This is a genomic window from Candidatus Omnitrophota bacterium (genome assembly GCA_016209275.1).
Lineage (GTDB): Bacteria > Omnitrophota > Gorgyraeia > Aquiviventales > Aquiviventaceae > JACQWM01.
In genome coordinates this window covers 135818-162391 of sequence record JACQWM010000004.1, presented here as the reverse complement: position 1 = coordinate 162391, position 26574 = coordinate 135818, and the positions used below count along the sequence as shown (strand labels likewise).

The window sequence follows — 26574 nt, the reverse complement described above, 5'->3', positions numbered from 1 at the left end:
GTCTTGACCAGCGTCTTGTCGATGTCCGCCGTAAGCGGCGCGTCGAAGATGCACGAGTGCGGGTTGCCGGTGAAATCCTTGGAGACGAGCGGGTCGGTGTTGTAATGCAGTATGCGCTACATCGGGCCCTCCGCCGCCGCCTTAAACACCGCGTTCACCTCCTCGACGGAGGTGTCTTTCGCCACCTGGCAGGAGAGGTCGACGATGGAGACGTTCGGCGTGGGCACCCGCATGGACATGCCGTCGATCTTGCCCTTCAGCTCAGGAAACACCACCCCGACGGTCTTCGCGGCCCCGGTCGTGCTGGGAATCATGGACAAGGCGGCGGCGCGAGCGCGCCGCAAATCTTTGTGGGTGAGATCCAGCAGCCGCTGATCGTTGGTGTAGGAGTGGATCGTCGTCATGTAGCCGCGCTGGATGGTGAAGCGCTCGTGGATCAGCTTAGCGATAGGGACCACGCAATTGGTCGTGCAGGACGCGTTGGAGATGACGTGGTGCGTGGCCGGGTCATACCGCGCGTCGTTGACCCCCATCACGATGGTGAGATCCTCCCCTTTGGCCGGCGCTGTGATGATGACTTTCTTGACCCCCTTGGCCGCCAGATGGCCGGACGCCTTCTCCTTGTCGGTGAACGCCCCGGTGGATTCCACCACGATATCCACCCCCAGCTCGCCCCACGGGATCTCGGCAGGCTGCTTCGACGTGAACATCTTCAGCTTCTTGCCGTTGACCACGACCCCGTCTTCAGCCGCCGAGACCTCGGCGTTGAACATGCCGAGGATGGAGTCGTATTTCAACAGGTGGGCCAAGGTGGCGGTCGGCGTGGGCAGATCGTTGATCGCCACAAATTCCAATCCTGGACGGTTGAACCCGGCTCGGAACACGTTGCGGCCGATCCGTCCGAATCCGTTAATGCCAATGCGGACTGCCATGGGAATCCTCCTTGGTCTGCCTCGAATGTAAGTCCATAAATTTTACGCTGATTCGAGGGAAATCGCAATGGCTACACCGGCAGGGTCGCCTCGCGCAGCGCTTTGGCCGCCAGTTCCGGCGGCGTGGGATTGATATAGAAGCCTGTGCCCCACTCGAAGCCGGCGATTTTGACCAGCTTCGGGATCAGCTCCAGATGCCAGTGGTATTCGTCCCGCTCCCGCGACTCAATGGGCGAGGTATGGATGATAAAGTTGTAGGGCGGGTCGGAGAGCACCACCCGCAGGCGCAGGAGCACCTCGCGGAGAATCCGAGCAAAATCGCTCGTGGCCTCGGGGGTGATCTGAGCGAAATCGGCGCGGTGCTGCTTCGGCAGAATCCAGACTTCGAAGGGAAACCCGGACATGAACGGGCAATGCGCGATGAAGGAGCGGTTTTCGCAGACCAGCCGCTCGGGCTCTTGGAGCTCCTGGGCGATCATGTCGCAATACGGGCAGCGATCGCGGAACTCGAAATATTTCTCGCAGCCGCGCAGCTCTTCCTGCACGCGCTTCGGCACAATGGGCAGCGCAATGAGCTGGCAGTGCGAATGCTCCAGCGACGCCCCCGCCGCCAGTCCGAAGTTTTTGAAGATCAGCGTGTACTTCAGCCGGGCATCCCCCCGCAGATCCAGCGACCGGATCTTAAACGCCTTGATCACCTCGGTCAGCTCGGGCACGCTGAGGTCCGACATTTGCCGATGGTGATCCGGGGATTCGACAATGACTTCATGCGCCCCCACGCCATTGCACAGATCGAACACCCCCAGCCCGCGGCGGGCCAGGTCGCCCTCGATCTTGAGCGCCGGAAACTTATTCGAGACGACGCGAAGCGTCCAGCCGCTCGCATTCGGCGCGGTGCCGGAGGGCCGAAGCACATGGATCTCCGGAGGCGTCATGCTTTCATTGCCGTAGCAGAACGGACATTTCGTTCCGCCGATGGCCTGATGCTCCACGTCAAAATCCGCCGGGCCGGACGGCGATTCCGTCTCCACAATATTCCACCGCCCGATCACCGGATCCCGCCGCAGCTCAGACATGCGCCTCCCGCAAGTATTTGGCCGACTCTTCAGGCGGCGTGGGATTGATGTAGAAGCCGCTGCCCCACTCGAAGCCCGCCACGCGCGTCAGGCGAGGAATCAGCTCGATGTGCCAGTGATAGTCTTCCTCGATGGTCTTCCAGTGGCCGACCTTGCCGCGCCCATGCCGGAAGGGCGCGGTGTGCAGCAGGGCGTTATAGGGCGGATCATCCAGCACGCTTTTCAGCCGCATGAGCACCTCCCGAAGCACCTGCGAGGCCTCCGTGATTTCCTCGTTGGTCGCCCTGACAAAGTCGCTGCCGTGGCGCTTCGGCACGATCCACAGCTCAAACGGGAACCGCGACGCGAAGGGGCACAGCGCCATCACGGAGGAGGTCTCGAGGACCACGCGCGCTTGCATCTCGCGCTCCTGCGCAATGATATCGCAGATCAGGCAGCGCTCCTTATCCTCGAAATACCGGCGCGCGCAGACGAGCTCCTCTTTCACTCGCAGCGGCGTGACCGGGGTGGCAATGAGCTGGGATCGGCTGTGTTGAATGGGCCCGGCTCCGCTGACCGTGCCGTAATTCTTAAACCAGAGCACGTACCGAAACCGCGGATCGCGCTCCAGATCCTTCATCCGGTCGGCCGCGGCCTTCAGCGAGCTATGCACTTGGGCCGCGGGAAGATCCGCCGCATTGGCGATATGCTGCGGGCTTTCGATGATGAGCTCATGGGCGCCGATGCCGTCCATCAGATCATACATGCCCTTGCCCCGCCGGTTGAGCTCGCCTTCGATCCTCAGCACCGGCCTGATGTTGGGGACGACCCGAACGCTCCACCCAGGCTGATTCGCCGCGCTGCCGTTGCCGCGCACGGCCATGATCTCGGGCGGCGTTTTTGACTCCTTGCCCTCGCAGAAGGGGCACTCGTCCTTCGAGGCGGGATCGGCGTGCGGTGTCAGAAAATCCACCGGGCGCTTGGCCCGCTCCGTGGCGATGATCACCCACCGACCGATGAGAGGATCTTTTCTGAGTTCAGGCATTTAACCGAGTGTGTCTCCGACTCGAATCGCATGACCGGCCAGGAACTCGCGGACGCTCATGCGCCGCCGATTCGCCGGTTGCACTTCGGTGATGTCCACGATCCCCTCGCCGGTGGCCACCACCATCCGGTACGGCACCGCTTCGACAATGGTGCCGGCAGCCGCCTGGCTCGCCGAGGATGCTCGCGCCGCGGCCGCCGTCACTTTCAGCGCGCCGCCCCTCCATTGGGTCATCGCGCCGGGCCAGGGATTGACCGCGCGAATCCGCCGGACAATCAGGTGGGCCGGCTGCGCCCAATCAATCCAGCCGTCGGCCTTGGTCAGCTTCGGGGCAAAGGTCGCTTCGGCGTCGCTCTGCGGCGTTTCGCTCGCCTGCCCTTTCGCCAGCTCGCCAATCGCCTGCACCAATTCCGCAGCACCCACGTGTGCCAGCCGCTCCGTGAGCCGATCCGCGGGCTCCTCCCGCTCAATCGGCACCGAGCGCTGGCGGATGATGGCGCCGGCATCTAAGCGCTCAGTCAATCGGAAGATCGTCACCCCGGTGGTCGTCTCGCCCTGCAAGATCGCCCGCGCGACCGGAGCCGCGCCTCGATAGGCCGGCAGCAGCGAGGGATGCACGCCCAGCATGCCTTGGGTCGCGGCGGCCAGCACCTCGCGCGGAATCAGCCGCCCGTAGGCGATCACAATCCCCAGCTCGGGATGAAACGGCTGCAGGAGCGCTGCGGTGGGTCGTTCGGGCTGCGCCACGGGAAGACCTAAGTGGACGGCTGCGCGCTTGACCGGCGATGATTCCGTGCGCAATCCGCGTCCTTTCGGTCGATCAGGCTGTGTGACGCACAGGGCGATCTCATGTCCTGCGGCGGCCACCGCCGTCAGGCTCGGCACCGCAAACTCCGCCGTGCCGAAGAATATCACGCGCATCCATCATGTGTGATTAAGTGATTGGGTGATTGGGTGATTCAAAGATATGAAACCCTGAGCGATCTCTCGTAATCACTTAATCCCTCAATCACTCAATCACCTCGTCGGTCTTCTCGTCGTTAAACGGCGCCACCACGGCAGGCGATCAATAAAGAGCCGGCCCTGCAAATGATCAAATTCGTGCTGCAAGACAATCGCCAAGAGCCCCTCGGCGGTCACCGTGTATGCCGCACCGGCCGCATCGCATCCGTGCATTCGAACCCTCGCGGCCCGCCGGATTTTGGCCCACACATCGGGCACGCTGAGGCACCCTTCCACAATCCCCGCGCGCCCGGCAGACCACTCGAGCGCGGGATTCACCATCACGAGCTCCTGGCCCGGATGGCGGGAGGGATTCGCCACGAAGACTTGCGCGTCGCGTCCGATTTGCGGAGCGGCCAGCCCAATGCCATCATTAGCGTACATCGTCTCAATCAAATCGTCAACGAGACGCCGCACATCATCGGTGAAGGCCCTCACGCGGCAGGCGGCGGCGCGCAACACCGGTTGCGGCTCAAGGCATAACGGGCGCACCGGCATATTGGTGGTATTGTAATGCCTCGGAGAAAAATTGCAACCACCTATGGTATGATAGGCGCATGGCGCTGGCCGCGGTTCCGACAGATCTGCAGCCCTATTTTGACAAAGGCATCCAAGCCTACACGCAAGGCAGCTACGAATACGCGGCCGATTTGCTCTCGTTTGTCGTCAAGAATGCCCCGGATGCGACCGAAGCGCGGCGCTACCTTCGGCTCGCCATTCAAAAGCACGCGAACCAGCATCCGCCCTCCTGGCTGTGGCAGCTCTCGATGACCCTGCTGACGCTGCCGCTGCGCGCGTGGGCCTGGCTCGTCCAGGCCCAAGGCAAGTACCGGCAAGCGATCGGCCTGTATGAATGGGAACTGCGGCTGAATCCCCGCTCGCGATCGCTGCTGATGGCGCTCGCCCAAGCCCTGAGCCGCACCGGGCTTGAAGACGCCTCGCTGCAAACCTACGAAGAACTGCTGTCGCTCGATCCGAATCATCTGGGCGCCTTGAGAAAACTCGCACGGCTCGCGATGAAGCGGGCCGATGACGCGAAAGCGCGCACCTGTTTTGAACGAATCCTGCAGCTGCATCCCGGCGATCTTGAAGCGCAGCAAAGCCTCCGCAATCTCGACGCGTTAGGGACGATCAAGAAGGGGTTTGCGGCCTAACTCCAGCATATAGCAGATAGAAAAGGCCGTTCGCTATCTGCTATGTGCTATTTGCTATTTGCTGCTTTTACAGCGGATCCACATCCACAAGCACCGGCAGCCCGCCGAATTTCCTCCCTGGCTGCAGCACCTTCCGCAGCACATCCGTCAGCGCGTCCGTCGTCGTCCCCTTGAGCAAGACACACATGCGGTACGTGCGGCGCAGGCGAGCCACCCGATGGGGAGCCGGGCCGATCATGGTGATTCGCCGGCGTTTCGCCGCCTGGCGCAGAGCGGCGGCTAACCGCTCAGCCGTCTCCTCCGCGCGAGCGCGCGTGCTCGCGAGGACCGTCAGCTGTGCCAGGCGCGAAAACGGCGGCAAGGCCAGCCGGCGCCTCATCGCTAGCTCCTCGCGATAAAACTGCCCGTAGTCGTGGGCGGAGGCCGCGTGAATCGCGTAATGCGTCGGGCAATACGTCTGAATCACCACCTGGCCTGGGCGGCTGCTGCGCCCTGCCCGGCCGGCCATCTGCGTGAGCAGATCGAACGTCCGCTCGCCCGCTCGAAAATCCGGCAGGTTCAGCGAGGTATCCGCTGAGATGACGCCGACGAGCGTCACCGAGGGAAAATCATGGCCCTTCGCGATCATTTGCGTGCCAACGACCACGCCCACATGCTCTTGGCTGATCGCCTCAAAAATCCGCTGGTGGCTGTCGCGGGCTGCGGTGGTGTCGCGATCCATCCGGGCGATGGACGCCATGGGAAAAAGCCGGTGCAATTCCGATTCGACCCGCTCGGTCCCTGACCCTCGGAATCTCAACGAGCCTTTTCGGCAGGCCGGGCACGCCTCCGGGGGCGGGTAATGCGCATTGCAGTAATGGCAGCGCAGCACTCCGGCGGAGGCGTGGTAAATAACCGGGATAGCGCAACGCGAACAGCGCACCACCTCCCCGCACGCCTGGCATTGAATCGTCCGGGCGAAGCCGCGGCGATTGAGCAGCAGCATCGCCTGCTCGCCGCGCTCCACCGTCCCCTGGAGCGCAAGCGCCAGCAAGCGCGAGAAGGGGCCGATGCGGCGGCGGCTCGCCATCTCCTCTCGCAAATCGACGACCGCAACGCGCGGCAGCGGGCGGCCCTCGATGCGCTCGGGCAGCGTGGCCAAGCGGTAGCGGCCTTGGGTCGCCGCAAAGAAGCTTTCAAGCGAGGGCGTAGCACTACCCAGCAGCACGGCCGCCTTCACGCATCGAGCGCGGGCCACGGCGACCTCCCGCGTGTGGTACCGGGGCACGTCCTGCTGTTTGTACGTCGTCTCCTGCTCTTCATCGATGATGATCAGCCCCAACGATGGCACCGGGGCGAACACCGCGGAGCGCGCCCCGATGACGATCCGCGCGCGCCCCGCCGCCAGGCGCTGCCACGCGATGGCTCGCTGCCGAGACGTCAGCCGGCTATGCCAGACTGCGACCTGGCTGCCAAAACGGCCCTGCACACGGGCGATTGTCTGCGGGGTGAGCGCAATCTCAGGAATCACGTAGATGGCGGCCTGGGCTTGGGCAATGACGCTGGCGATGGCGTGCAGATAGAGCTCGGTTTTTCCTGAGCCGGTCACGCCATGCAACAGCACAACCGGAGGCCGGGGACCTGCGGCGGATCGCTCGGCAAGTGCCCCGGCGATCGTCTGCCACGCCTGCTGTTGAGCCGGTGTCAAAGGCTTTGGCGGCTCACGCGCCGCCTCAGGCGGCCCCCCTGAATCGGTCGAGCTTATGGGCGCGCGAATCCTCAGCTGACTGGGCACCATCGCCGCCAGCGCTTCGCCGAGGCTGCAGTAGTAGGTCCGGCTCAGCCAGCGCGCCAACTCCCACCGTTCATCGCCGATGACCGGGATCGGATCGATCACGCGGCGGATCGGCTTCAGGTGAGCGATCGGACTCTGGCCAACGCGCGCGATGATGCAGCCCACCAGCCAGCGCGGGCCGAATGGCGCGGCCACGCGCGCGCCGGGCTGCGCTGCCGCATCCATCGAGGGGGGGATCAGGTAGTGGAACGTCTTGTCCAGCGGCAAATTGAAGGCGACTTCAGCAATCATCTCAGAGGACAAGGAGTTTTCTAACGAGCTTGAGATCCGTCCAGGCAAACGTCTTCGCGGGGGGATTGCGCAGCAGATACGCCGGATGAAACGTGGGCACCAGCGGGATCCCCTGATAGTCGCGCACCTGCCCGCGGATTTTGGTGATCGCCACGTGCGGCCCTAACAGCGCCTTGGCCGCCACAGCCCCCAGCACGCAAATCACCTTCGGTTGGATGATGGCGAGCTGCCGCTCCAAAAACGGCCGGCAGGCGTCCACCTCCTCCGGCAGCGGCGTGCGGTTGCCAGGAGGGCGATCCTTCAGCACATTGCAGATATAGACGTCCGCGCGCCGCAGCCCCATCGCCTCGATCATCTTCGTCAGCAGCTGTCCTGCGGCCCCCACAAACGGTTTGCCCTGCAGATCTTCATCGCGTCCCGGGGCTTCTCCCACGAACACCAGCTCGGCCTGCGGGCTGCCGTCGCTGATGACGGCATGGGTCCGGGTGCGATACAAGGGACATCGGCGGCAGCGCAGGACGTCCTGAGTCAGTGCTGATAACTCATCCTGTTTGGAGCGTTCGTTGGCGCGAACTGCTGGGATCTCCCTGAGCCCAAAGGCGGATAATCCTTCCAGATGTTGCCGAAGCCGCCGTGCCATCTGGGAAAGTTCACTCATGATCTTGAGCAATGACCAATAACCAAGCACCAATAACCAAACAATAACCAATGTTCCAATGACCGAATAACCAAATAGTCTGTCTGTTTGGTCATTGGTGATTCGGTCATTGGTGATTGTTTGGTCATTGGAATTTGGTCATTGGTGATTGTAACAAGGGTTTGATCACCTGCTCGACGATGTCATCGGCCGCATGCGGGTGGCTCAGCCGCTGCGCCGCCTGGCGCAGCGCGGCCATCCGACCGGGGTCCTCGCACAGCCGGCGAACCGTCTCCGCCACGCGCTTCGGATCGCGGATGAGCACGGCGGCTCCGGCGTTGATGAGCGCGCGGGCATTCGCTTGCTCCTGACCTGGAATGACATGATACATGAGCATCGGCAGGCCTGCGGCCATCGCTTCGGTCACGGTCAGCCCGCCGGCCTTCGCGACGATCAGGTCGCTGGCCGCCATCAGCTCAGGCATCGTCTCCACAAATTCGAAGACTTTCACCGGCATGGATGTTTGGCGCGCGGCGGCGCGCAGCCGCGCTGCCGTTTTCGTGTTTTCGCCGCAGACGACGAGCAGCTGAATGCGGCCCGGCCAGCAGCGCTCAAGCGCCGTGAGCGCGCGGACGACCGCCTCAAACGGCCCGACGGTAGCTCCCCCGCTCGTGATGAGGATCGTGCGCCGGCCGCCGGAGAGCCCCACCTGCCGCCGGATCGCCTCGCGGTCGCGGATCTCGGCGAAGCGGCGATCAATGGGAATCCCGAGCACATGGATCCGGTCGGCCGGAATGCCGCGAGCCACCAGCGTGCGCGCCCCCTGCTCGGTTGAGCAGATGTAGGCCTCGGCCTCGCGGGAGAGCCAAAACGCGTGGGGGTGGAAATCCGTGACCACCACGACGAGCGGAGCGCGCAGCCACCCGGCGCGCTTTGCCGTGCTGATGACATCGCAGGGGAAAAAATGCGTCACGACGATGAGCTGCGGCGGATGCTGCTGAAGCTCTCGCAGCCACCGCCAGGCCATGATGAGATTCCCCTGTCGCCTGATGGGCTGCCAGATCGCATAGCCGATGGGGTGATCCAGGCAACGAAACGCGAGCGCCCACAGCCAGGCTGTCGCTCGCACTAAATAATAGTACGTGCGCGGATAGCTCCAGCGCCACCACAGCGGGGTGCACTTTAACGCGTCGTGGCAGACAATGTCGGCGTCCGGTATTAAACGCGCTAAGGCCTGCGCCATCGCTTCGGCGGCTCGGCGATGCCCGGCTCCTGCTGTGGTGTAACTGACAAGCATGCGCGGCGCGGAGGTCGACACGGAGGTGGAACGTTATCCAGGGGGTTTGAGTTTTCGAAACGCGTCATAGTAGCCGGAGACCTTGGCCCAAAACAGCCAGGGCCATCGATCGCGCTCCGTGACTTTGATGCGGCGCAGCGCGAAGGGCGCCATCGCCGCATCGCGTGAATACCGATTGGTGGTGACTGCGGCGCGGTACCCAGCGAGGCTGGCCGCCTGCTGCGCGTGCGGCGTGAAGCCGCCGATCGGATAGCTGAGAAAATCAACCGGCTGGCCGAGCCGCGCCTCAAGGGCTTGCTTGGAACGCACGATCTCTTCCGTCACCTGGGACGGCTGGGCATCCGGCAAATAACAATGATGCGCGGTGTGGCTGCCGATCGTCAGGCCGCCATCAGCCATCGCGGCGAGCTGCTCCCACGTCGCGAACCCAGGACCTCCAATTTCTTCAGTCGCCACAAAGACGGTTGCGGAAAATCCGAACCGCTTGAGGATCGGCCACGCCACCGTGCACGTCTCCTCATAGCCATCGTCAAAGGTGATCACGACGCTGCGCCGCGGCAGAGCCTCGCGGCCCGCCGGCGTGCGCAACAGCTCCTCCAACCCAACCACATGGAATTTCCACCGGGCGAGGCACATCATTTGCCGCTCAAAGGCCTGTGGCGAGACCGTCGGCACATGGTCGCCGCGAAAGGCCCCCACGCGATGGTAGCCTAAAATGGGCAGATGATAGGACCAGCGTCTCATCGCGACCGTCGAGCCAGCTCCCAGCACTTCGCCCACTTCAAAAACTCGACCCCGGCGAAGAGCTCGGCGAACACCAGCCCGTGCCACCCTTCCCGGTATCCCTGCTTTTTCACGTAGCTCTTCCAGAAGATTTTCCACGGCCGCCTCCACAATCGCCGGCGGATGTCCAGCGCAGCGCCGGCCCCTTCAGCCGCGAACCATTCCTCCGCCTGCAGCGTGGTATACCGGTGCTGCCGCGCCGCAAACGTCATCAGATCCTCGCACGGATGGTGCTCGATATCCGCGGGCAGCTCGCCCACGGTGCCGTCGATGACGGATCGCTCGTGGACTAATCCCTCATAGCGCACGCGCGTGCGGCGCGCTAAGTTCGGCACCATGTAATGCCAGCCGCCGAAGCGCATCACGCGCCCCAGCAGCACGCTGCGGCGATAAAACTTCAGCCCGGCATGCGGCGTCCCCTCGCGGAGGATCTGCTCCATGGCGTGGCGGAAACCCGGTGTGACGACGTCATCCGCATCCATCTGCAGCACCCAGTCGGATGCCGCGCGCTCGCTGCCGACATTCCGATCCATCGCGAAACTTCCGTCAAACGCATGAACGATGACGGCAGCCCCGAAGCGGCGGCAGATCTCAACCGTCCGGTCGGTGCTTCCTCCATCGACCACGATCACTTCATCGGCCCAGGCCACGCTGGCCAGGGCGCGGGCGATCCGCGCTTCCTCATTCTTCGTGAGGATCACGACGGCCAATGTTTCTCGTGGCTGAGAGCTAGGAGCTGAATGCTGGGGGACGCTCTCAGGAGCTTCTAGCTCCCAGCGCTTAGCCGCCTGCGGCAGTGAAGATCGAATCGTCAGCTCCCAGAACGCGGCACCCTTCAAAAACTCGCCCCATGCCACAACACCGGCGTTCATCAGGCGGTCCAGCTCCTGGCTGCCCCGGCGGCTGACATAGGAGGCCGCAAACATCCGAAGCGGACGCGCCACCAGCCGCCTGACCACGGCGATGCAGGTAGGTGACCGCGAAGGGCCGCTGGGGTGCTGCGCCTCGCCGCGAGCTTCCGCGATCGAGCGCTCGATGCGCTCCGCCAGGCTCCGAGAGGGTTGATCCGCCCCCGGAGCGCGATAGCGTCCTGAGCGGAGGTTGCGGAGAATGCGCCAGACATCGCGGCCGATCGCGCCGGTGTGGCCCACGACGCTGACACTGCTCTCGGCGGTATTTTCGACGCGAACCGGGAACTCGCCCACGCGATAGCCGAGCAGGCGGGCCAGCACCAGCAGCTCGACATCGAACGCAAACCCGTCGATCCCTGCCTGGGCAAAGAGATCTTCGGCCGCCTGCTGGGTAAATCCTTTCAGCCCGCATTGGGTATCCTGATACGGCAGGCGAAAGAGCGCGCGGATGAGCCGGTTAAAGCAGGGGCTAACGACCTGCCGCAGCAGCGTCGGCGGCACGGCCACGGCGGATTCACGCAGCGCCCGGGAGGCGATGGCGATGTCGCAGCCGTTGCGCAGCAATGCCAGCGGCCGCTCAAGCGTCTCAACGCTGATGGGCAAGTCCGCATCGCAGAAGATTCTGAAGGCGCCTCGGGCCCGGCGCATACCCTCACGGACCGCAGCGCCCTTGCCTCGGTTCTCCGCCAGACGGACCAGGCGTATGCGCGAATCGCGCGCGCTGCAGGCCTGGGCCAGCTCCGCCGTCTGATCCGCGCTGCCGTCGTCAACCACCACGATTTCAAACGCGCCGCGCGGGCTTAAGAACTCGACGAGGTGTGCTAGGGTCGCGGGCAGATACCGCTGCCCGTTGAACACAGGAATCACGACCGACAGGTATGGGAGAATACCGTCCTGCTGATGGAACGGCTCGCCCTGATCGTGCTTGCCCTCATCTTGCTGATTCGCTGTCTTCATCGTGCGGCCGCGGATGAGTGTGGCACTTTCAGCCGCGCTGCTGCGGCAGCGCGCACATCAGACGTCATCCGGACGTACTTCCAGTAGCTGACCCATTGGTAGCGTCCCGCCATCCTGGCCACAAACCAGCCCACCGCCCCATCCCGATAGCCTCGCTTCAACACGTAGGAGCGCGCCACGCGATCGATGGCTCTCCAGAGCGCTTTTCCAAGGCTCATGCGCCGGCCATCGGCCGCCCATTTTTCGGCTTCGAGCGTGGTTTGCCGATCGAGCTTGCGCAAAAAATCGCCTCGGTCGCGGTAGGAGTAGTGGATCAGATCCTGGGTCAGCTGCCCGGCTGGACGATCCGAGAACGCCCGGGGATGCACCGTGGTTTCCTCCCACCGAAACACCGATTTCTTGAAGAGCTTCAGTTGCGGGCTGGGATACCAGCCGCCGTGGCGGATCCAGAAGGTTCCGAGATAATTGCGGCGAGGAATCGCATAGAGCTCATGCGCCGGTGTAGAGCGGAAGAGCGCGATGATCTCCTGGGCCAGCTCGGGTGTCACGCGCTCATCCGCATCCACGCTGAAAATCCACTCATGCTTGGCTTGGGCATGGGCCCAGTTGCGGTGCCGGCCTTCGATGTCCATTGCCCGGCGCACGACGCGCGCGCCCATCGCCTCCGCGGTCCGCGCGGTGTCATCCGTGCTGTGATCATCGACCACCAAGACCTCATCGGCCCAGTCGACACTCCGGAGGCAGTCGCGGATCCGAGCGGACTCGTTTTTCGCTAGAACGACCACGGAGAGCGGGATTTTGTTTTCCATGCGGTTTTCAATTGGGCGGGGTCTTCTGCTGGGATCACGGCCGCGCGATGCCACCAGTGGGCCGCCTGCATGAGCCGGCTCCATCCCCTTGAGGGAGCGGCGATCATGTCAAATCGCTTCTTTGACCGCCGTAAAATCCACACCGCCGCGGCCGCAGGAGCCAGCCTGGCCGGAATCGCGCGCCAGTGGATGTCCGCATGCGGGATGAGCCCCACCGACTCAAAGATCGCGCGTGTCGTCACGCCCGAGGGGATGGGACAATAGGCATAGACGTAGGTGCGGTGCCGCGCCCAGGCAATCATCTCCTCCAACCACTGCTTCAGCTCCGGCGAGCCTGGGACGAGAGGGGAAAACCGCGGCCAGGCCAATCGCAATCGGCGTCCCCATTGCGCCCGGCACCACTCCCGGTTGCGGGCGAAGAGGGCTTCCCGCTCCGGCATCTTTCGCACCGTCTGATGCTCCGCATGATAGACATACGCCCCTTCGGCCACAACGCACAGGGAGCCGGCCTGAGCGGCTCGCATGCAAAAATCTTCATCCTCGAAGAAAATCCGCTCCACCTGCTCGTTGAAGCCTCCGATTTTCTCGAACAGCTCGCGCTTCACCAACATGCAAAAGCCGATGCACATCCCGACTTCGGTGTACTGCCCGGCTCGGCTCTGGCGCAAGCGATCGGCATGTGCCTGCAGCGAGACGCCTTTCGATGGAACGTTCCCAAGGGTATTGCTGGCCGGATTGATCACGCCAAGGTGCGGATTCGCTGTCGCCACCTCGATCATCTCCTGTAGCCAGCCGACGGTAAAACGCAAATCGTTATTCAAAATGACGACAAAGGGAGCGGCGGAGGCCTTGAGTCCCCGGTTCATGGCTCGCGGGAACCCTTCATTCATTTCATTCTGAATCACCACAATCTCCTTGATCGCCCCGCGGGGTTGAACCGCCGCCAAAAAGGCGCGGACATCCGGCTCGCTGCCGTTATCCACGATGAAGAGGCGGGACGGCACGCGCGTGGCCTCGAGCAGGCTCTCAAGGCACGGCTTCGTTTCCTCGAGATGGTTCCAACTGCATAGCACTAAATCGCAGACTGGTTGATTCATCACCTCACAACCGATATCAGATATCGAAATCGATATCTGATATCGCCTTTGCTTTTAACCTTGAGTCAATCCTCGCGCGGTCAACTCCTGCGCGGCGTGCTCCACGCGATCCTCCGCCGCAACCTGAGCGCCCCACGCGACGAGCTCGCGCAACCCCTCGTCAAACGTCACCGTCGGACGAAAACCCAACGCCGACAGGGAGGCAATATCCGCGTAGCAGTGGCGGATATCGCCGGCGCGGAACTTGAGCGTGGTCTCCGGCTCGACCGGAATACGGTACTGCGCGGCCAATTGCCGCGCGACCTGCCCGATGGACACCGGCTGCCCTGTGCCGACATTGAACACCTGGTGATCCGCGCGCGCCTCGCGCATAACCAGCAGGTTCGCCTGGACGATGTCGCGGACGTGGATGAAATCGCGCGTCTGGTTCCCATCCTCGAACATCAGCGGGCGGTGGCGGTTTTTGATGCGAGCCGAGAAGATCGCGGCCACCCCGGTGTAGGGATTGGAGAGCGCCTGCCGGCTGCCGTACACATTGAAGTACCGCAAGGCCACCGTCGGCACATGATAGCTGCGGCCCACCGACAGGCACAGCTCCTCCTGGTCGCGTTTTGAGACCGCATAGACCGACGTGGGCATCAACGGTTTGCGCTCCGGTGTTGGCGACGGCTCGGCCGGCTGCCCGCAGGAGGGGCACCGCATCTCCCACGCATGAGCTCGCAGCTGCGCGTCGTCCCGAAGCGACGGGGCGATCGGCCCGCACCCTTGACACCGGTACTGCCCTTCCCCGTAGATGCTCATCGAGCTGGCCACGATCAGCTTCTTCAGCGGCAGGCGGTCATTCACGATGACATCGAGCAGTGTCGCGGTTCCCAGCGCGTTGATCGAGACATACCGCTCGATGTCGTACATCGACTGCCCCACCCCCAACAGCGCTGCCTCATGGAAGACCACAACGTTCGCCCGCAGCTCCTTCCGAAGGATCGCCCGGTCGCGGACGTCGCCTGCCACATACTCCGCTGCTGCATTGAGGTAGTCCGGGCGCTGCGCGCCATGGACCTGCGGCTCGAAATTATCCAAGACCCGCACCGCATGGCCTTCTCGGACTAAGGCATCGACAAGATGGGAACCGATGAAACCAGCGCCTCCGGTGACTAAAATTCTCATGACGGATTTTCGATTGACGATTGATGATTGATGATTGATGTTGGACGTTCGATAGCTGGAAAGTTGATCAGCCCGCGGCGGGCTGACTCCTCCAGGAGTTGCCGAATCCGGTGGACATAGGTGTGGCGCGCGGTTACCGCCTCGAAGCCCGCGCTCGCCAGCTGGCCGCGCCGAGCCGGGTCCGCCAAGAGCGCATCAATGGCGGGGAACAATTGCTCAAGCCCGTGATACATCATGAAATGCTCGCCGGGCCTCAGGCCAAGGCGCGAGAGCTCAATGGCGGGGAGCGCATTCGTCACTAAACAGGTTCTCGTGGCCAGGACTTCAAAAACGCGCATGTTGATCTCATTCGCGATCGAAAAGTTAAACCCCAGACGCGCCCGGCTGTAGATCGAGGCCATCTCGTCATGCCGTGCGGTGCTCAGGTAGCTGTTGGGATACCGCTCCCGGAGCGCTTGGAGAATGAATTTTCTGGGTGCGGCCCCCTCCGTGCCGACAAACGCCAGGTCCCACGTCTGCGGTCCGGCCCTCGGAGCGTGCAGTGCCGAGTCGCACCCAAACGGCAGCCAGGCCCCGTTCGGAAGCGCTCCTGAGGCCACGGACTGCGCGCAGAACATCATGTCATAGTGCGGCGCCATCCGCTGGATTTTTTTCCAGCTGCGCGGCAGATGGGTGTCGCTGACCACGAAAACCCGCGGGCGGACGTGCGCCGGAAGCGGCGCGAGGTAGTCATCGCCGTGGTCGACCCGAAGATACAACTCATATCCCGGTGGTGCGGGCGGCCCCTCGGTGACCTGCCAATGATCGGCCGCGATCCCCAGCTGCCGGCAGGCCCGGAGAAAGTAGTAGCCAACGGTGTCAGCCCGAGACCCGTTAAACAACAGCGCGATACGCATCATGGGTGATCAGCACGATCTCCACACCGAAGCGGTGTGCGAGCCGTGCCAGGCGTTCATAGGAGCGGGGATGATCGACCCACACGGCCTGAAGGCGTCCGGTCATCCATGCGCCGACGCACCAGGCCCATGCCAGCGGCCAGAACGCCATGCGAGGAGTGCCGATCATTCGCACTGGATGCGTTCCGCCGATCAGCGCGCGGACGGACCGCGGCAAGCGCCCTTTCACCAGGTGGACGACCACCATGTCCTGGGGCAGCTCAAGCGCGCGCATCCGGGCATCGCGCCAGCCCCGTTCAACGAGCGAGAGAATGAGCGGGCGCATCACCACGCACTCCCTCCGTCGACCGCAGCGCCGCTGAGCATGCCGCCACGACGTCATCGACGCGAATCATCGTCAGGCATGCGCGCTCATAGGGGCATGGCGGCAGCCGAAACCGATGATAGCATGGCCGGCACGGCAAGGTCTCCTCAGCAATGACCACGTGGCCCCCGCGGCCCGCCGTGTACGGCCCGTACACGTGCGGGTCGACCGGCCCGAAAATCGACACGGTCTTCACCCCCTGGCTGACGGCCAAGTGCAGCGGGCCGCCGTCGTTGCACATGACCAGATCCAACCGGGCTAAGAGCGCCACAAATTGCCCCAACGTGGTCTGCCCGCTGACATCGATGGCCGGCTGCGCCATGCGGTGGGCCACTTCTCGGCAGGCGTCGCGGTCGCTGGCTTCTCCGAAGAGGATCACCTGCGCGCGGCACCGTTCGATGAGCGCATCGGCCGCTGCGGCAAAACCCGCCAGGCTCCAGCGGCGAAACGGGGCGTCTTTGCCCCAGCTCACCCCGCCCGCCGGCACGATGCCAACCAGGGTGCGGCCGTCCATGAATCCTTGAGCGGCCAACCACTGCGCTGCCCACGCCGCATCCTCCGCGCGCACCGGCAACTCCAACCGATCTTCCACCATCGTGATGCCAAGAAATTGCAGCAGCCGGCGGTAATACGTCACGATGTGCTCGTCGTGATAGCCGTCAATCGCCAGCCGCTCCTTCAAGAACCGCCCTCGGCCTCGGTAATCGAAGCCGACGCGCCGCGGGATGCCCACGAGTTTGGTCATCAGCCCATACCGCTCGCCCAGGGACAGATCAATCACCAAGTCGAATCGGCGGCCTCGGATGCGCTTGACCAGGCTCGCGAGATACCCCAGACCCTGAAGCCATGAGCGGCGCCACAACCCGATCAGGTCGTCTTTTTCATAGACAAACAACTCGTTCAGATGGGGACTGGATTCGAGAATCCATTCGGTGCGGCGGTTGCACAGGTAGCCGATCCAGCTCTCCGGAAACGCTTGGCGAATCGCTCGAATCAACGGCATGCTGAAGAGCACATCGCCGATGCCGAAGGGATTGATGATGAGGATTTTCATAGATGATGACGAATGGCTTCGACAACCTCCTCGACGGTGATCAGATCCATCGAGGGCTTGGTGATCACGGTATGCCCTGCGCCCCATGGGCCCCATCGTCTAGGCCCATTCGCCGAGTGTGATGAGCCGAAGAGGACGATGGTCTTGGTGTTGACGGCGGCGGCAAGGTGCACCGGGCCGCTATCGTTGGACACCAGCAGCCGGGCCTGCTGCAGGAACGCGGCAAGCTGCGGCAGCGTCAAGCGCCCGACCAGATCAGCCGCCGCAACACCTTGAGGAATGACTGAGGCCGCGTCGCGGCGCTGCTCAGGGCCGCCGATGACGGCAAGCTGTGGGCCAGGTGACGCCCCCAGGGCCTGCAACAACGCCCGGCACCGATCGAGCGGCCACTGCTTGACTGGGTTCGAGGTCCAAGGATGAATGGCGATGAACGGCTCGGCGAGCTGAAGGCCTTGACGGGTCAGCAGCGGCTGGAGGGCTTGCCGCTCGGCGTCAAGTCGCGGCTGCCGCCACTGCACCTCGCCCGAGACGGCTTCCCGGGATGTTTGGGCGCCACCCAGCCGCCGGATCAACTCGACATTATACTCGACTTCATGGCGGTCGCCGATCGACTTGCGATCGGCCAGGCGGTGGGTCAGCAATCCTCCCCACTTCCGGTTGTAGCCTACTCGTATGGGAATGCCGGCCAGCCACACCGCCAGATGCCAGGCCTTGGCCGGATTCGACACGATCGCGACATCGAATCGCCGAGGGCGCAGGAACGCTGCCACCTGTGCTGCCTGCAGCCACCATCCTGAGCCGGCGTCAGCCCGCACCGCCAGAACCTCATCGACCGACTGGGCCAGCTGCAGCAAGGGGACGAGGGCGGCATCAGCCAGCCACGTGACCTGCGACTCAGGCTCCAACACCTTTAAGGCGGCGACCGCGGGAAGATTCAACACCGTCTCTCCCAAGCGATCGGTTCGGATGAAGAGAATTCGGCGCATGATGGCGGGAGAAATTACCGGTTGGCCGACAACGAGCTGTTTGGCTTCCACTGGCTGATCCCTAACGCCAGCCCGGCGACCATCCAAAACAGCGCCGCTTGCCGCATCGCGTAAAAGTTGGTATCCAGCGCGGCCTGCGCGGCGAAGGCCAGCAAGCCTCCGAAGAGCCCGAGCAGAATGAGCCGCTCCTTGGACCCAAGACGGTGGCACGCGGCATACAGGTGATAGAACAGCAGCCCCAGGAGCCACGCAAACAGCGCTAGGCCGATCAGCCCGGTTTCCGCGGCGACCTGCAGGTAGCAGTTATGCGCATACCGCGGCTGCTGCTCTCCGCCCACCCAGTACGAGAGATAGTTCGCCATGAACGTGTTCACACCATGGCCGAGGATCGGGCGGTCCTGAATCATGCGCAGGGCGGATGTCCACATGGCGATGCGGTCGGTCTTGCCGATTTCCGACCAGGAGGCGACCTTCGCGAGCCGATGACGGCGGATGAGCGATCCAGCGCCGATCAGGCTGGCCGCCACCAGTAGCAGCACCCCATAGCGCCTGACCGCGCGGCTCATCACGCTCATCATGAGTAGTCCGATGCCCAGCCCCAGCCAAGCGCCCAGCGATTCCGTCCGCACCAAGCAGACCACCAGCGCAGCCAGCAGGGCGAGCAGCGGCCATCGAGCGCGCCAGGCGCGCGTCAACACCACCGCCAGAAGGATGGGAATGACGACCATCAGATAGGTGGCCAGGTCGATCGGATTCTCATATGGGCCGGTCATCCTGAAGTAAAAATCGAGGCGGAAATTCCGAAAAAATCCGTTGCCGTATCGCTCCTGCGTCACCGCTTCGAAGACCACGAAGAGCGCTGCGGCCGCAAACACCCGGAGGCTGCGCTTGACCACGGCAGGGTGCAGGGCCACATCCGCGATGACGACCGTAAAGAGCAGATATTGGAGCCACTTGCCCACGAAACCTTTCAGGCTGGTGCCGGGATAGCGGCTGACGGCGATCGAGAGCGCGCAGACCGCCAGGTAGCCAGTCAGCACCGCCAGCAGCGTGCGAAGCGCCGGCCGGTGCCAGAGGCTGTCGCGGCGTGTCGCCGGATCAAGGCGCGCGAAGAGCCACCCGAAGAACAGGCCTGCGAAGGTCAGCTCAATAGAGGCTTTCGAGAATGGGAGCAGAAGAATCAACAGGTAGAGGCTGGCCTCTTGCAGCCAGCGGACTGCCGCGCGCAGGCCCGTCATGATTTCAGCGCATCGGTCACTTCGGCCGTGACGACCCGCCACGACACGCTGTGGGGCTCGCACACCGCCCGGACGTGCTGCAGTAGGAGGCCTGGTGGATCGGTGATCGCCACCAGCACGTGCTGAACCCGGTGGGCCTCAATCAGCCTCGGCAGCAGCTCGCGCGTGCCGAGCACCGGGGTCCCGTAGATGCGATCGCCAACCTTCCGCGCGTCATCGTCCAAAAATCCGATCACGCGATGCCGCGATTGGGTTTCATACTTCAGCCAGCGCAGCACGCGCGCCCCGGTGTCCCCCGCGCCGATGATCACCGTCGGCAGCCCTGAGGCGGCCGCGCCGCGAACCCATTCATCCAAGAGCCGCTCGACGACGCGCGAGCCCCCGACACCCAGGAACGTCAGCAGGCCGTCAATCACGAGCACGGAGCGCGAATAGCCTTCGAAGCGCCACAGGTACAGCAGCGCCATCGACGAGAGGATCGATCCGAGCGTCACCGCCTTGAAGATCGTGATGATGTCCGACACGCTCAAGTACCGCCAGACGCCCCGATACAAGCCGCCGCCGGCGAAACAGGCGAGCTTGATGAAGAGGATGAGCGGCAGCGACTGCATGATGCGGACCTGAAACTCGGCGCTGAGGGTCCCTTCGAACCGCAGGAAGTATGCGCACACGTACGCGCTGCTGACCACGGCGAAGTCCACGAGGATTTCCAACAGGCGGCGCTTGTGCATCAGCATCGTGGCGATGGGCGTGGCGGGTGCCGGGGAAGGCGCGGAGGAGGCACCCGGATCGTCGGACGCCGCGTGCAGCCGATAGACCTTGACGCGGGCCAGGTAACATCCGCAGAGCACGAGGACCGCCAGCACCAGCGACCACATCGTCACTGCGGTCAGGGGTTTCAGGTCCCGGGAGATGAGGCTGAGCAACCCGAGACCCACGCTCGCCCCGTAGAGCGCGGTCACCGTCTGCCGCTCAGTCAACCCGAGGACGGCGAGCCGATGCGAGACATGATCCGTGCCGCCGGTGAACGGATGCTGCCGGTGCGCGAGCCGCTGCAGCGTGACAAAACAAGTGTCAAAGATCGGCACGGCCAGCACGAGCATCGGCACGGCCAAGACGCTGACAAGCTGGGTTGAGCGGTGCCAATTCCCCATGACGGCTAGTGCGGCGAGGCTGAAGCCCAGCAAGTGGCTGCCGGAGTCTCCCATGAAAATCTTGGCCGGCGGAAAGTTGTAGCACAGAAAGCCAAGACACACCCCGCAGACGATGGACGCGGCCACCGCCAGCATCCACTGGCCGGCTAATCCGGTGTGGAGCGCGCAAAACGCCGCGGCGATGGCCCCCACACCCGCCGCCAAGCCATCCATGTTATCCAGCAAGTTGAAGGCGTTCATCACGAAGACGAACCACAAAATCGACAGCGGAATCGACAGCCAGATCCAGTCAATCAGCGGCAGCCGGATGCCGCCGACGACCACGACACAGCCGATCAGCATCTGCGCGATGAGCTTCGTATACGGCGGCATCCGCCGCAGATCATCCACGAGTCCGAGGAGAAATACGAGGGAGGTCCCGACCAAGAGCACCGCCATGCCCGGGTCGACGCGGACCCAGCAGAGCACGGCCGCGATGAAACTCACGAACATCGCCGCCCCCCCAAGCCGGCCGATCACCCGGCGCCCCCACCGATCGTGCACCGGTCTGGCGACCCATCCGCAGTTGACGGCCAGCGCGCGGACCAGCGGGGTGAGCAGATACGTCAAGGCGAAGGCCGTTGCGGCGGCGGCGATGGCCGTGCCCACGTGCCCGAATGTTTCACGCATGCTTCGCGGTCGCCACCCCAGCGGGCTGCCTCGTGTCAATCACGCTCGCGATGATCTGATCAAGATTCATGGTGGGGCGAAAGCCGATGAGCGCTTGGACCTTGCTGATATCCGGCACGCGCCGCGGCATATCCTCAAACCCCTCTTCATACGCTTCTTCGTAGGGCACGTACGCCACGACCGAGGCGCTGTTCGCCAGACGGATCACGCGCCGGGCCAGATCCTCGATGGTCACCTCTTCCTGGCTCCCCACGTTAAACACCTCGCCGACGGCGGCGGGATGCTCCATCAGCGTCACCAGCGCTCCGATGACATCGCGGACATGCAGGAAACATCGGGACTGCTTGCCATCGCCGTGCACTAGCAACGGTTTGCCCGCAAGCGCTTGGCTCACGAAGCGTGGAATCACCATGCCGTACGCGCCGCTTTGCCGAGGCCCGACCGTGTTGAACAGCCGCACGATGATCGTCGGCACGCCCTTCTCTTTCCAGTAGACGTGCGCCAGAATTTCGTCGACCGCCTTGGAGGTGGAATAACTCCAACGACTCTTCAGCGGCGAGCCCAGCACGCGATCGGTATCCTCGCGCAGCGGGCCTTGGATGTTTTTCCCGTAAATCTCCGATGTGGAAGCGATGAGAACTTTTTTGCGGTACCGATGCGCCATCTCAAAGATGACCTCGCTGCCGCGAATGTTGGTCATGAGCGATTCCAGCGGGCGCTTAATGATCAGCTCCACCCCCACCGCGGCGGCCAAGTGGTAGATCACGTCGCAGCGCTCGACGAACTTATCCACCAGCGTTTCGTTGAGGATGCTGCCGGTGACGATCTGGAAGTTGGGCTGCCCGTCGAGGTGGGCGACGTTCACGTATTTGCCTGTCGAAAGATTGTCCAGCACGGTCACCGCATGGCCCTGGCTGTGCAGCACCTCGGCCAGATGCGATCCGATGAACCCCGCCCCGCCTGTAATCAGCGCTTTCATTCAGAGACGCTCGTCATGTGTCACGCGTTCCTTTCAGCAGCTCCTCATAGAGCGCTTCGATATCGCGCACCAGCCGGTCCTGATCAAACCGCTGCGCCACATAGGCCCGGGCCGATTCGCCAAGCCGCCGCCGCAATGGCGCGTCTTCCACGAGCATCGTCAGCGCTCGGGCAAACCCTTCGGCGTCTCCCGGCCCCACCAGGATGCCGCGCGGCGTCACACGGCACGTTCCCGGAGCCACCTCGCCGTCGGATTCCGGATCCTCCTCCAACAGGTCCGGCACACCCCCGACCCGGGTGGCCACGACCGCGCGCCCGGCCGCCATCGCTTCGATGAGCGCCACGGGCGTACCTTCATTCTGAGATGTCAAGCACGCGACTTCAATGCCGCCGTACACCGAAGGCAAATCGCGCTGCCATCCGGTAAAGCGCACCATCGGGGCGAGACCTCGACGTTGCGACTCCTCCTCAAGCGAACGGCGCAGCGGGCCGTCGCCGACAATCAGCCCTTGGACCTGCCCAAGCGAAGGCTGGCGTGCCAGCCGCTCCATGACCTCTAAAAATAAGCTGGGGTGCTTGATCGGCACGAGCCGGCCGATCAGTCCGAAGCGCAGCGCGGCCGCGCCATTGGGCAGCGGCATCTGGGCCAGATGGGAGAGTGCCAAGCCGACCGGGATGACCCGCCACTGCGCCGCCGAGCCAATGCCAAGCGCGTGCAGCTCGCGCTTTACCGTCGGACTGACCGCGATCAAACAATCCGTCCGGCGCGCCAACCAGCGCTCAATCGCCAAAAACAGCCGCGTCTTCCACGGCGAAAAATATCCCTCCAGCACATGGCCGTGGAACGTATGGATGAGGATGGCGCGGTGCGCCTTGCGCCGCCCGGCCCCCCAGTGGTTGTACCACCATCCTGCGAGTCGGCCTAACGTGCCGGCCTTCGCCATGTGGGTATGGATGATGGCCGGCCGCGTGCGCTGCAGGATCGTGACCAGGCGCAGCCATGAGCGCAGATCGGCCCACAGACGGATGTCGCGCCGCAGCGAGTCGATCTGCACCACCTGCGCTGCCGCATCATGAATCAGCCCGCGCAGATCGCCTTCGCTCGGATCGGGTCGGCCGATCACCAGGCACGTTCGATATCGGCGCGCATCCAGGCGGTTGCAGAGGACTGCCGCATGGAGGGCCGGCCCGCCGATATTCAGGCGGGTCAGCATTCTCACGATGGTCACGCTTGAGGGCATCGGGTCGTGTGTTTCAAACTTGTATTTTAGCAAATCCACGCCGCAGACACCACCGAAGGCTTTCCGCGGCACATACCGCCAGCAGCAGCTCCAGCGGCACGCGGTGCTTCAAGTTGATCGCGGTGACGGCATGGACCGCGGCGATGCCTGCGACGGACGCCACGAGGATGAGGATGGCTCGACGAGCACCGTCCCCGGCCCGCCTCCAGAAGAGGCTCCCTCCCCAAATCCCCGCCACCAGAGACGCCAGATACGTCAGCCGATAGATGGCATCCTGCCAGGGCGCATAGTCGACCCCTGCGTTGGGAGAAAACCACACGAACGCCCACAGCCGCCGCAGCGTCAACTGCGCGAAACGCCCCGGGTGGTCCGCGATAAACTGAAACGCCGCCCCTGCAAAAGCATCGGCTTGCCCGATCTCTGACGCGGACGCCAGCTGCTGCGAGAGGGCCGCATCCGCAAACTCGATCACCCTGCGTCCTGATGAATCCGAGTAGGTTCCGTTGGAGGCAGGGTTGTTGCCCAGCCACATCACGTGCGCCGCATCCGTCGTCATCAGGACGCGATCGAAGAGCGCGTAATTGCGGATCAGCCATGGCGAGATGATGAGCAGGCTTGTCACAAGCCACACCCCCAGGCCTCGCAGCATCGCCGCGCGAGTGCCGCGCATCAGCCAGACCGCCGCCATCCAGGCGGAGAGCCCGGCGATCAGCAAGGTCGAGCGCTGCCACAGCGCGATCCCGGCTACGAGACCGGCCAGCACGCTTCGACCCATCACGCCTCGAGGCTGCTGCGCGGCCCAGAGGATCGTGCCGCTCATAAGGACAAAGAGCAGGCTATCCAGGCTCAGCGGATGCACCCAGCGCGCGTCATAGGTGACCAGAAAGGGGTTGAGCGCTGCGATGAGGCCGGCGAGGGTCGCGATGCGTTGGTCCTGATAGATCAGCCAAGCCAACCAGGCCACGCCGAGCGCTGCTAGCGCGCCGAACGCTCCGTGGAGCATCAACAGCGCAGTGCCGCTGCCAGGGGCCATGCGCATGACGGCAGCCAGCATATAGATGTAGAGCGGCTCTTTCCAGGCGCGATACGTCACACCGTATTGCTCAAAGGCGAACCCTTGCCCGGCATTGAGATGTTCGGCGATCACCGAATACTCCAGCGGCTTCGGCGGGTGGAATCCTGCGGCGGCCGCCAGGACGAGGCGCGCGGCCACTGCCATCGACACGATCAGGACCCCTGAAGCTATCCGCGCGCGAATCGCCATGCGCTCCTCGCGCAATACGCCCACGTCAGCAACCCGCAGCATCCGACGAGCACCACCCCGATCAGATCTGCGCGGCGAAGCAGCGAAAGATTCGCCGTGATCGAGGCCACCCCGTAGGCCGCATTCAGGCTCCACTGCCAATACGAGCCGGCCAGAAACGCTCCGGCCAACCCGCTATAGATGAGGGCCCCGCGCCAATCCACGACCAGCCACAACGGCAGCGCCCAAATCAGCCACTGCACTCCAAACCCAGGACTGATCACATACTGGCCCACGAGATACACCAGCGCTGCGCGCCACAGGTCGATCTGGGCCGATCGTCGCCGCCAAACCCAAATAATGAACACCACTATCCAGATCCACGACACAAGCGGCCCATACGCCACGAGCCCTCGATTGACCGGGCCGGCCATGCGGATCGCCCCATGGACACCGAGGAGCTCAAGCACCCGAGGACCCTGAAGCAGCAGCATCCCGTAGCCCCAAGCGCCGTACACGATATGGGGGCTCACCAATCGACCCGAATAGCCGCCCCACACGGCGATAGCCACGAACGCAAACGCCAGGGTGAATCCTGCGGCGAGAGGCAGCCATCGCGACCTCGCCCGCAACACGAGCGGGATGATGAGTATTCCAAAGTGTTGCCGGATGCCAACGGCTAGTGCCAGCGCGATGCCGGAGAGCCCGAGACGTTCTCGGTCAGCGGCCCAGAGCGCAATGACCGCGGCTGCGGTCGCCACAGTATGAACTTGTCCATGGTAGGCGGAGAGGAGGATGCTCACTGGACTGAGGAGGTAGGCCAGCACGACTCGACGGCCGCCTCGCGCCATCGTTCCCATCACCAGTGCCACCACGACATCAGCGAGAATCGCGGGGACCTTCATCCAGAACACAAATGGCAGGCCCATCGACCGCGCGAGCCACAGCGCATTCGCGGCAAATGCGTAGTTGCCCGTCGGGTACGGCACCGGGTGTCCCGTGGCTTGGATGAGCAGCAATTGAATGTCATTCGTCCATCCCCATGAGGGAGCGAGGAGCAGTTTCACGGCGGTGATCGCCGCCACGAACGCCAGGAGACCAGGCGTCATATCGTGTCAGCCGTGACCCGTGGGACAAACCGGAGATCGCGCCGAAGACCTAGCCGGTGCATGCCCAAGCAACACAACATCGCGAGCGTCTGGAAGCCATAGGTGACGCTGCGGCGGAACGTAATCGAGGAGGCTTCCGGCATGTACCGCACCGGTACTGGCATATCGCCGAGGCGGAATCCGAAATGGATCGCCTGCAGCAGGAATTGCTGGTCGAAGACAAAATCATCCGAGTTCTCGTGATACGGGATCATTTCCAGCACGCGGCGAGAGTACGCGCGAAAGCCTGAATGGAACTCGCCCAGGTTTTGCCCCAGCAGGAAGTTTTCCGCGATCGTCATCGCCCGGTTGGCCGCGTATTTCCAGACCGGCATCCCGCACGCCAGCGCTTCGCGGCGTGTCCGGATGCGGTTGCCCAGCATCACATCGCAGACCCCGGTTTCGATGAAGCCGGTCATCAGCGGAATCAACCGGCTGTCATACTGGTCATCGGGATGAATCATCACCACGATGTCCGCCCCTCGCCGCAACGCCTCGTCATAGCACGTCTTTTGATTGCCGCCGTAGCCGCGGTTCACAGGATGCTCGATCACGGACAAGCCAAGGCGGCGCGCGATCTCAACCGTCCGATCGCGGCTGGCGTCATCGACGACAATCACCTCATCGACCGCGCCGGCTGGGATCTCCGCCCACGTCTTCTCCAATGTGCTCTCGGCATGATACGCCGGCAT

Annotated in this window: 26 protein-coding genes; 1 reads left to right on the top strand and 25 read right to left on the bottom strand. The window is 63.7% G+C overall.

Translation table 11 applies throughout. The features are described 5' to 3' along the window. From HY737_01260 to def, 6 genes are all read right to left on the bottom strand, one after another. The coding region (locus HY737_01260; protein ID MBI4597016.1) for a type I glyceraldehyde-3-phosphate dehydrogenase at nucleotides 1-113 on the bottom strand (113 nt) is incomplete at its 3' end. 3 nt (nucleotides 114-116) lie between these two features. After that, nucleotides 117-932 carry an aldehyde dehydrogenase gene (locus HY737_01255; protein ID MBI4597015.1) on the bottom strand — a complete coding sequence of 272 codons (816 nt, stop codon included), beginning with the start codon at nucleotides 930-932 and terminating at the stop codon, nucleotides 117-119. Between the two features lie 71 nt (nucleotides 933-1003). Then, nucleotides 1004-2008 (bottom strand): galactose-1-phosphate uridylyltransferase, encoded by a 1005-nt coding sequence (gene galT / locus HY737_01250; protein MBI4597014.1) that lies wholly within the window; start codon nucleotides 2006-2008, stop codon nucleotides 1004-1006. Beyond that, on the bottom strand, nucleotides 2001-3032 hold the full coding sequence (locus HY737_01245; GenBank protein ID MBI4597013.1) for a galactose-1-phosphate uridylyltransferase: 1032 nt from the start codon (nucleotides 3030-3032) through the stop codon (nucleotides 2001-2003). The genes galT and HY737_01245 overlap by 8 nt, the downstream gene beginning before the upstream one ends. Beyond that, entirely contained in the window at nucleotides 3033-3953 is a 921-nt protein-coding gene (locus tag HY737_01240) for a methionyl-tRNA formyltransferase (protein ID MBI4597012.1), read from the bottom strand. It lies immediately after the preceding gene. Nucleotides 3954-4049: 96 nt separating this feature from the next. Beyond that, complete coding sequence (gene def, locus HY737_01235) at nucleotides 4050-4526, bottom strand: peptide deformylase (GenBank protein MBI4597011.1); 477 nt, start codon at nucleotides 4524-4526, stop codon at nucleotides 4050-4052. Between the two features lie 65 nt (nucleotides 4527-4591). Between def and HY737_01230 the strand changes: the two genes are divergently transcribed. Continuing rightward, nucleotides 4592-5188, top strand: coding sequence for a tetratricopeptide repeat protein (locus HY737_01230; protein MBI4597010.1), 597 nt, complete (start codon nucleotides 4592-4594; stop codon nucleotides 5186-5188). 67 nt (nucleotides 5189-5255) lie between these two features. On the opposite strand, the gene priA is transcribed toward HY737_01230, so the two are convergent. From priA to HY737_01135, 19 genes are all read right to left on the bottom strand, one after another. Further along, nucleotides 5256-7253 (bottom strand): primosomal protein N', encoded by a 1998-nt coding sequence (gene priA / locus HY737_01225; GenBank protein ID MBI4597009.1) that lies wholly within the window; start codon nucleotides 7251-7253, stop codon nucleotides 5256-5258. A gap of 1 nt (nucleotide 7254) precedes the next feature. Continuing rightward, nucleotides 7255-7911, bottom strand: coding sequence for a uracil-DNA glycosylase (locus tag HY737_01220; GenBank protein MBI4597008.1), 657 nt, complete (start codon nucleotides 7909-7911; stop codon nucleotides 7255-7257). 124 nt (nucleotides 7912-8035) lie between these two features. Further along, a complete protein-coding gene (locus HY737_01215) occupies nucleotides 8036-9208 on the bottom strand; it encodes a glycosyltransferase (protein MBI4597007.1) in 1173 nt (390 codons plus the stop codon). Nucleotides 9209-9220: 12 nt separating this feature from the next. Continuing rightward, a complete protein-coding gene (locus tag HY737_01210; protein MBI4597006.1) occupies nucleotides 9221-9931 on the bottom strand; it encodes a polysaccharide deacetylase family protein in 711 nt (236 codons plus the stop codon). Beyond that, entirely contained in the window at nucleotides 9928-11838 is a 1911-nt protein-coding gene (locus HY737_01205) for a glycosyltransferase (protein MBI4597005.1), read from the bottom strand. The genes HY737_01210 and HY737_01205 overlap by 4 nt, the downstream gene beginning before the upstream one ends. Continuing rightward, nucleotides 11835-12647, bottom strand: coding sequence for a glycosyltransferase family 2 protein (locus HY737_01200; GenBank protein ID MBI4597004.1), 813 nt, complete (start codon nucleotides 12645-12647; stop codon nucleotides 11835-11837). Before HY737_01200 ends, HY737_01205 begins: the two co-directional genes overlap by 4 nt. Next, the gene (locus tag HY737_01195) at nucleotides 12611-13744 is read right to left on the bottom strand and encodes a glycosyltransferase family 2 protein (GenBank protein ID MBI4597003.1); all 1134 of its coding nucleotides are present in this window, start codon (nucleotides 13742-13744) and stop codon (nucleotides 12611-12613) included. The genes HY737_01200 and HY737_01195 overlap by 37 nt, the downstream gene beginning before the upstream one ends. 54 nt (nucleotides 13745-13798) lie before the next feature. Beyond that, the gene (locus tag HY737_01190) at nucleotides 13799-14911 is read right to left on the bottom strand and encodes an NAD-dependent epimerase/dehydratase family protein (GenBank protein ID MBI4597002.1); all 1113 of its coding nucleotides are present in this window, start codon (nucleotides 14909-14911) and stop codon (nucleotides 13799-13801) included. Beyond that, nucleotides 14908-15810: a glycosyltransferase family 1 protein gene (locus tag HY737_01185; protein MBI4597001.1), complete on the bottom strand. Its 903-nt coding sequence runs from the start codon at nucleotides 15808-15810 to the stop codon at nucleotides 14908-14910. Before HY737_01185 ends, HY737_01190 begins: the two co-directional genes overlap by 4 nt. After that, nucleotides 15785-16132 (bottom strand): hypothetical protein, encoded by a 348-nt coding sequence (locus HY737_01180; GenBank protein MBI4597000.1) that lies wholly within the window; start codon nucleotides 16130-16132, stop codon nucleotides 15785-15787. Before HY737_01180 ends, HY737_01185 begins: the two co-directional genes overlap by 26 nt. After that, a complete protein-coding gene (locus HY737_01175) occupies nucleotides 16104-17225 on the bottom strand; it encodes a glycosyltransferase family 9 protein (protein ID MBI4596999.1) in 1122 nt (373 codons plus the stop codon). The genes HY737_01180 and HY737_01175 overlap by 29 nt, the downstream gene beginning before the upstream one ends. Beyond that, nucleotides 17222-18211: a glycosyltransferase family 9 protein gene (locus HY737_01170; protein ID MBI4596998.1), complete on the bottom strand. Its 990-nt coding sequence runs from the start codon at nucleotides 18209-18211 to the stop codon at nucleotides 17222-17224. Before HY737_01170 ends, HY737_01175 begins: the two co-directional genes overlap by 4 nt. 14 nt (nucleotides 18212-18225) lie before the next feature. After that, complete coding sequence (locus HY737_01165; GenBank protein ID MBI4596997.1) at nucleotides 18226-19449, bottom strand: O-antigen ligase family protein; 1224 nt, start codon at nucleotides 19447-19449, stop codon at nucleotides 18226-18228. Then, the gene (locus HY737_01160) at nucleotides 19446-21272 is read right to left on the bottom strand and encodes a hypothetical protein (GenBank protein MBI4596996.1); all 1827 of its coding nucleotides are present in this window, start codon (nucleotides 21270-21272) and stop codon (nucleotides 19446-19448) included. The genes HY737_01165 and HY737_01160 overlap by 4 nt, the downstream gene beginning before the upstream one ends. Next, nucleotides 21265-22251, bottom strand: a complete 987-nt coding sequence (locus tag HY737_01155; GenBank protein ID MBI4596995.1) for a GDP-mannose 4,6-dehydratase — start codon at nucleotides 22249-22251, stop codon at nucleotides 21265-21267. Before HY737_01155 ends, HY737_01160 begins: the two co-directional genes overlap by 8 nt. Before the next feature lie 13 nt (nucleotides 22252-22264). After that, entirely contained in the window at nucleotides 22265-23491 is a 1227-nt protein-coding gene (locus tag HY737_01150) for a glycosyltransferase (protein MBI4596994.1), read from the bottom strand. A 13-nt stretch (nucleotides 23492-23504) separates the two neighbouring features. Continuing rightward, a complete protein-coding gene (locus tag HY737_01145; protein ID MBI4596993.1) occupies nucleotides 23505-24797 on the bottom strand; it encodes a hypothetical protein in 1293 nt (430 codons plus the stop codon). Continuing rightward, nucleotides 24734-25843, bottom strand: a complete 1110-nt coding sequence (locus tag HY737_01140; GenBank protein ID MBI4596992.1) for a hypothetical protein — start codon at nucleotides 25841-25843, stop codon at nucleotides 24734-24736. The genes HY737_01145 and HY737_01140 overlap by 64 nt, the downstream gene beginning before the upstream one ends. Beyond that, a complete protein-coding gene (locus tag HY737_01135) occupies nucleotides 25840-26574 on the bottom strand; it encodes a glycosyltransferase family 2 protein (protein ID MBI4596991.1) in 735 nt (244 codons plus the stop codon). Before HY737_01135 ends, HY737_01140 begins: the two co-directional genes overlap by 4 nt.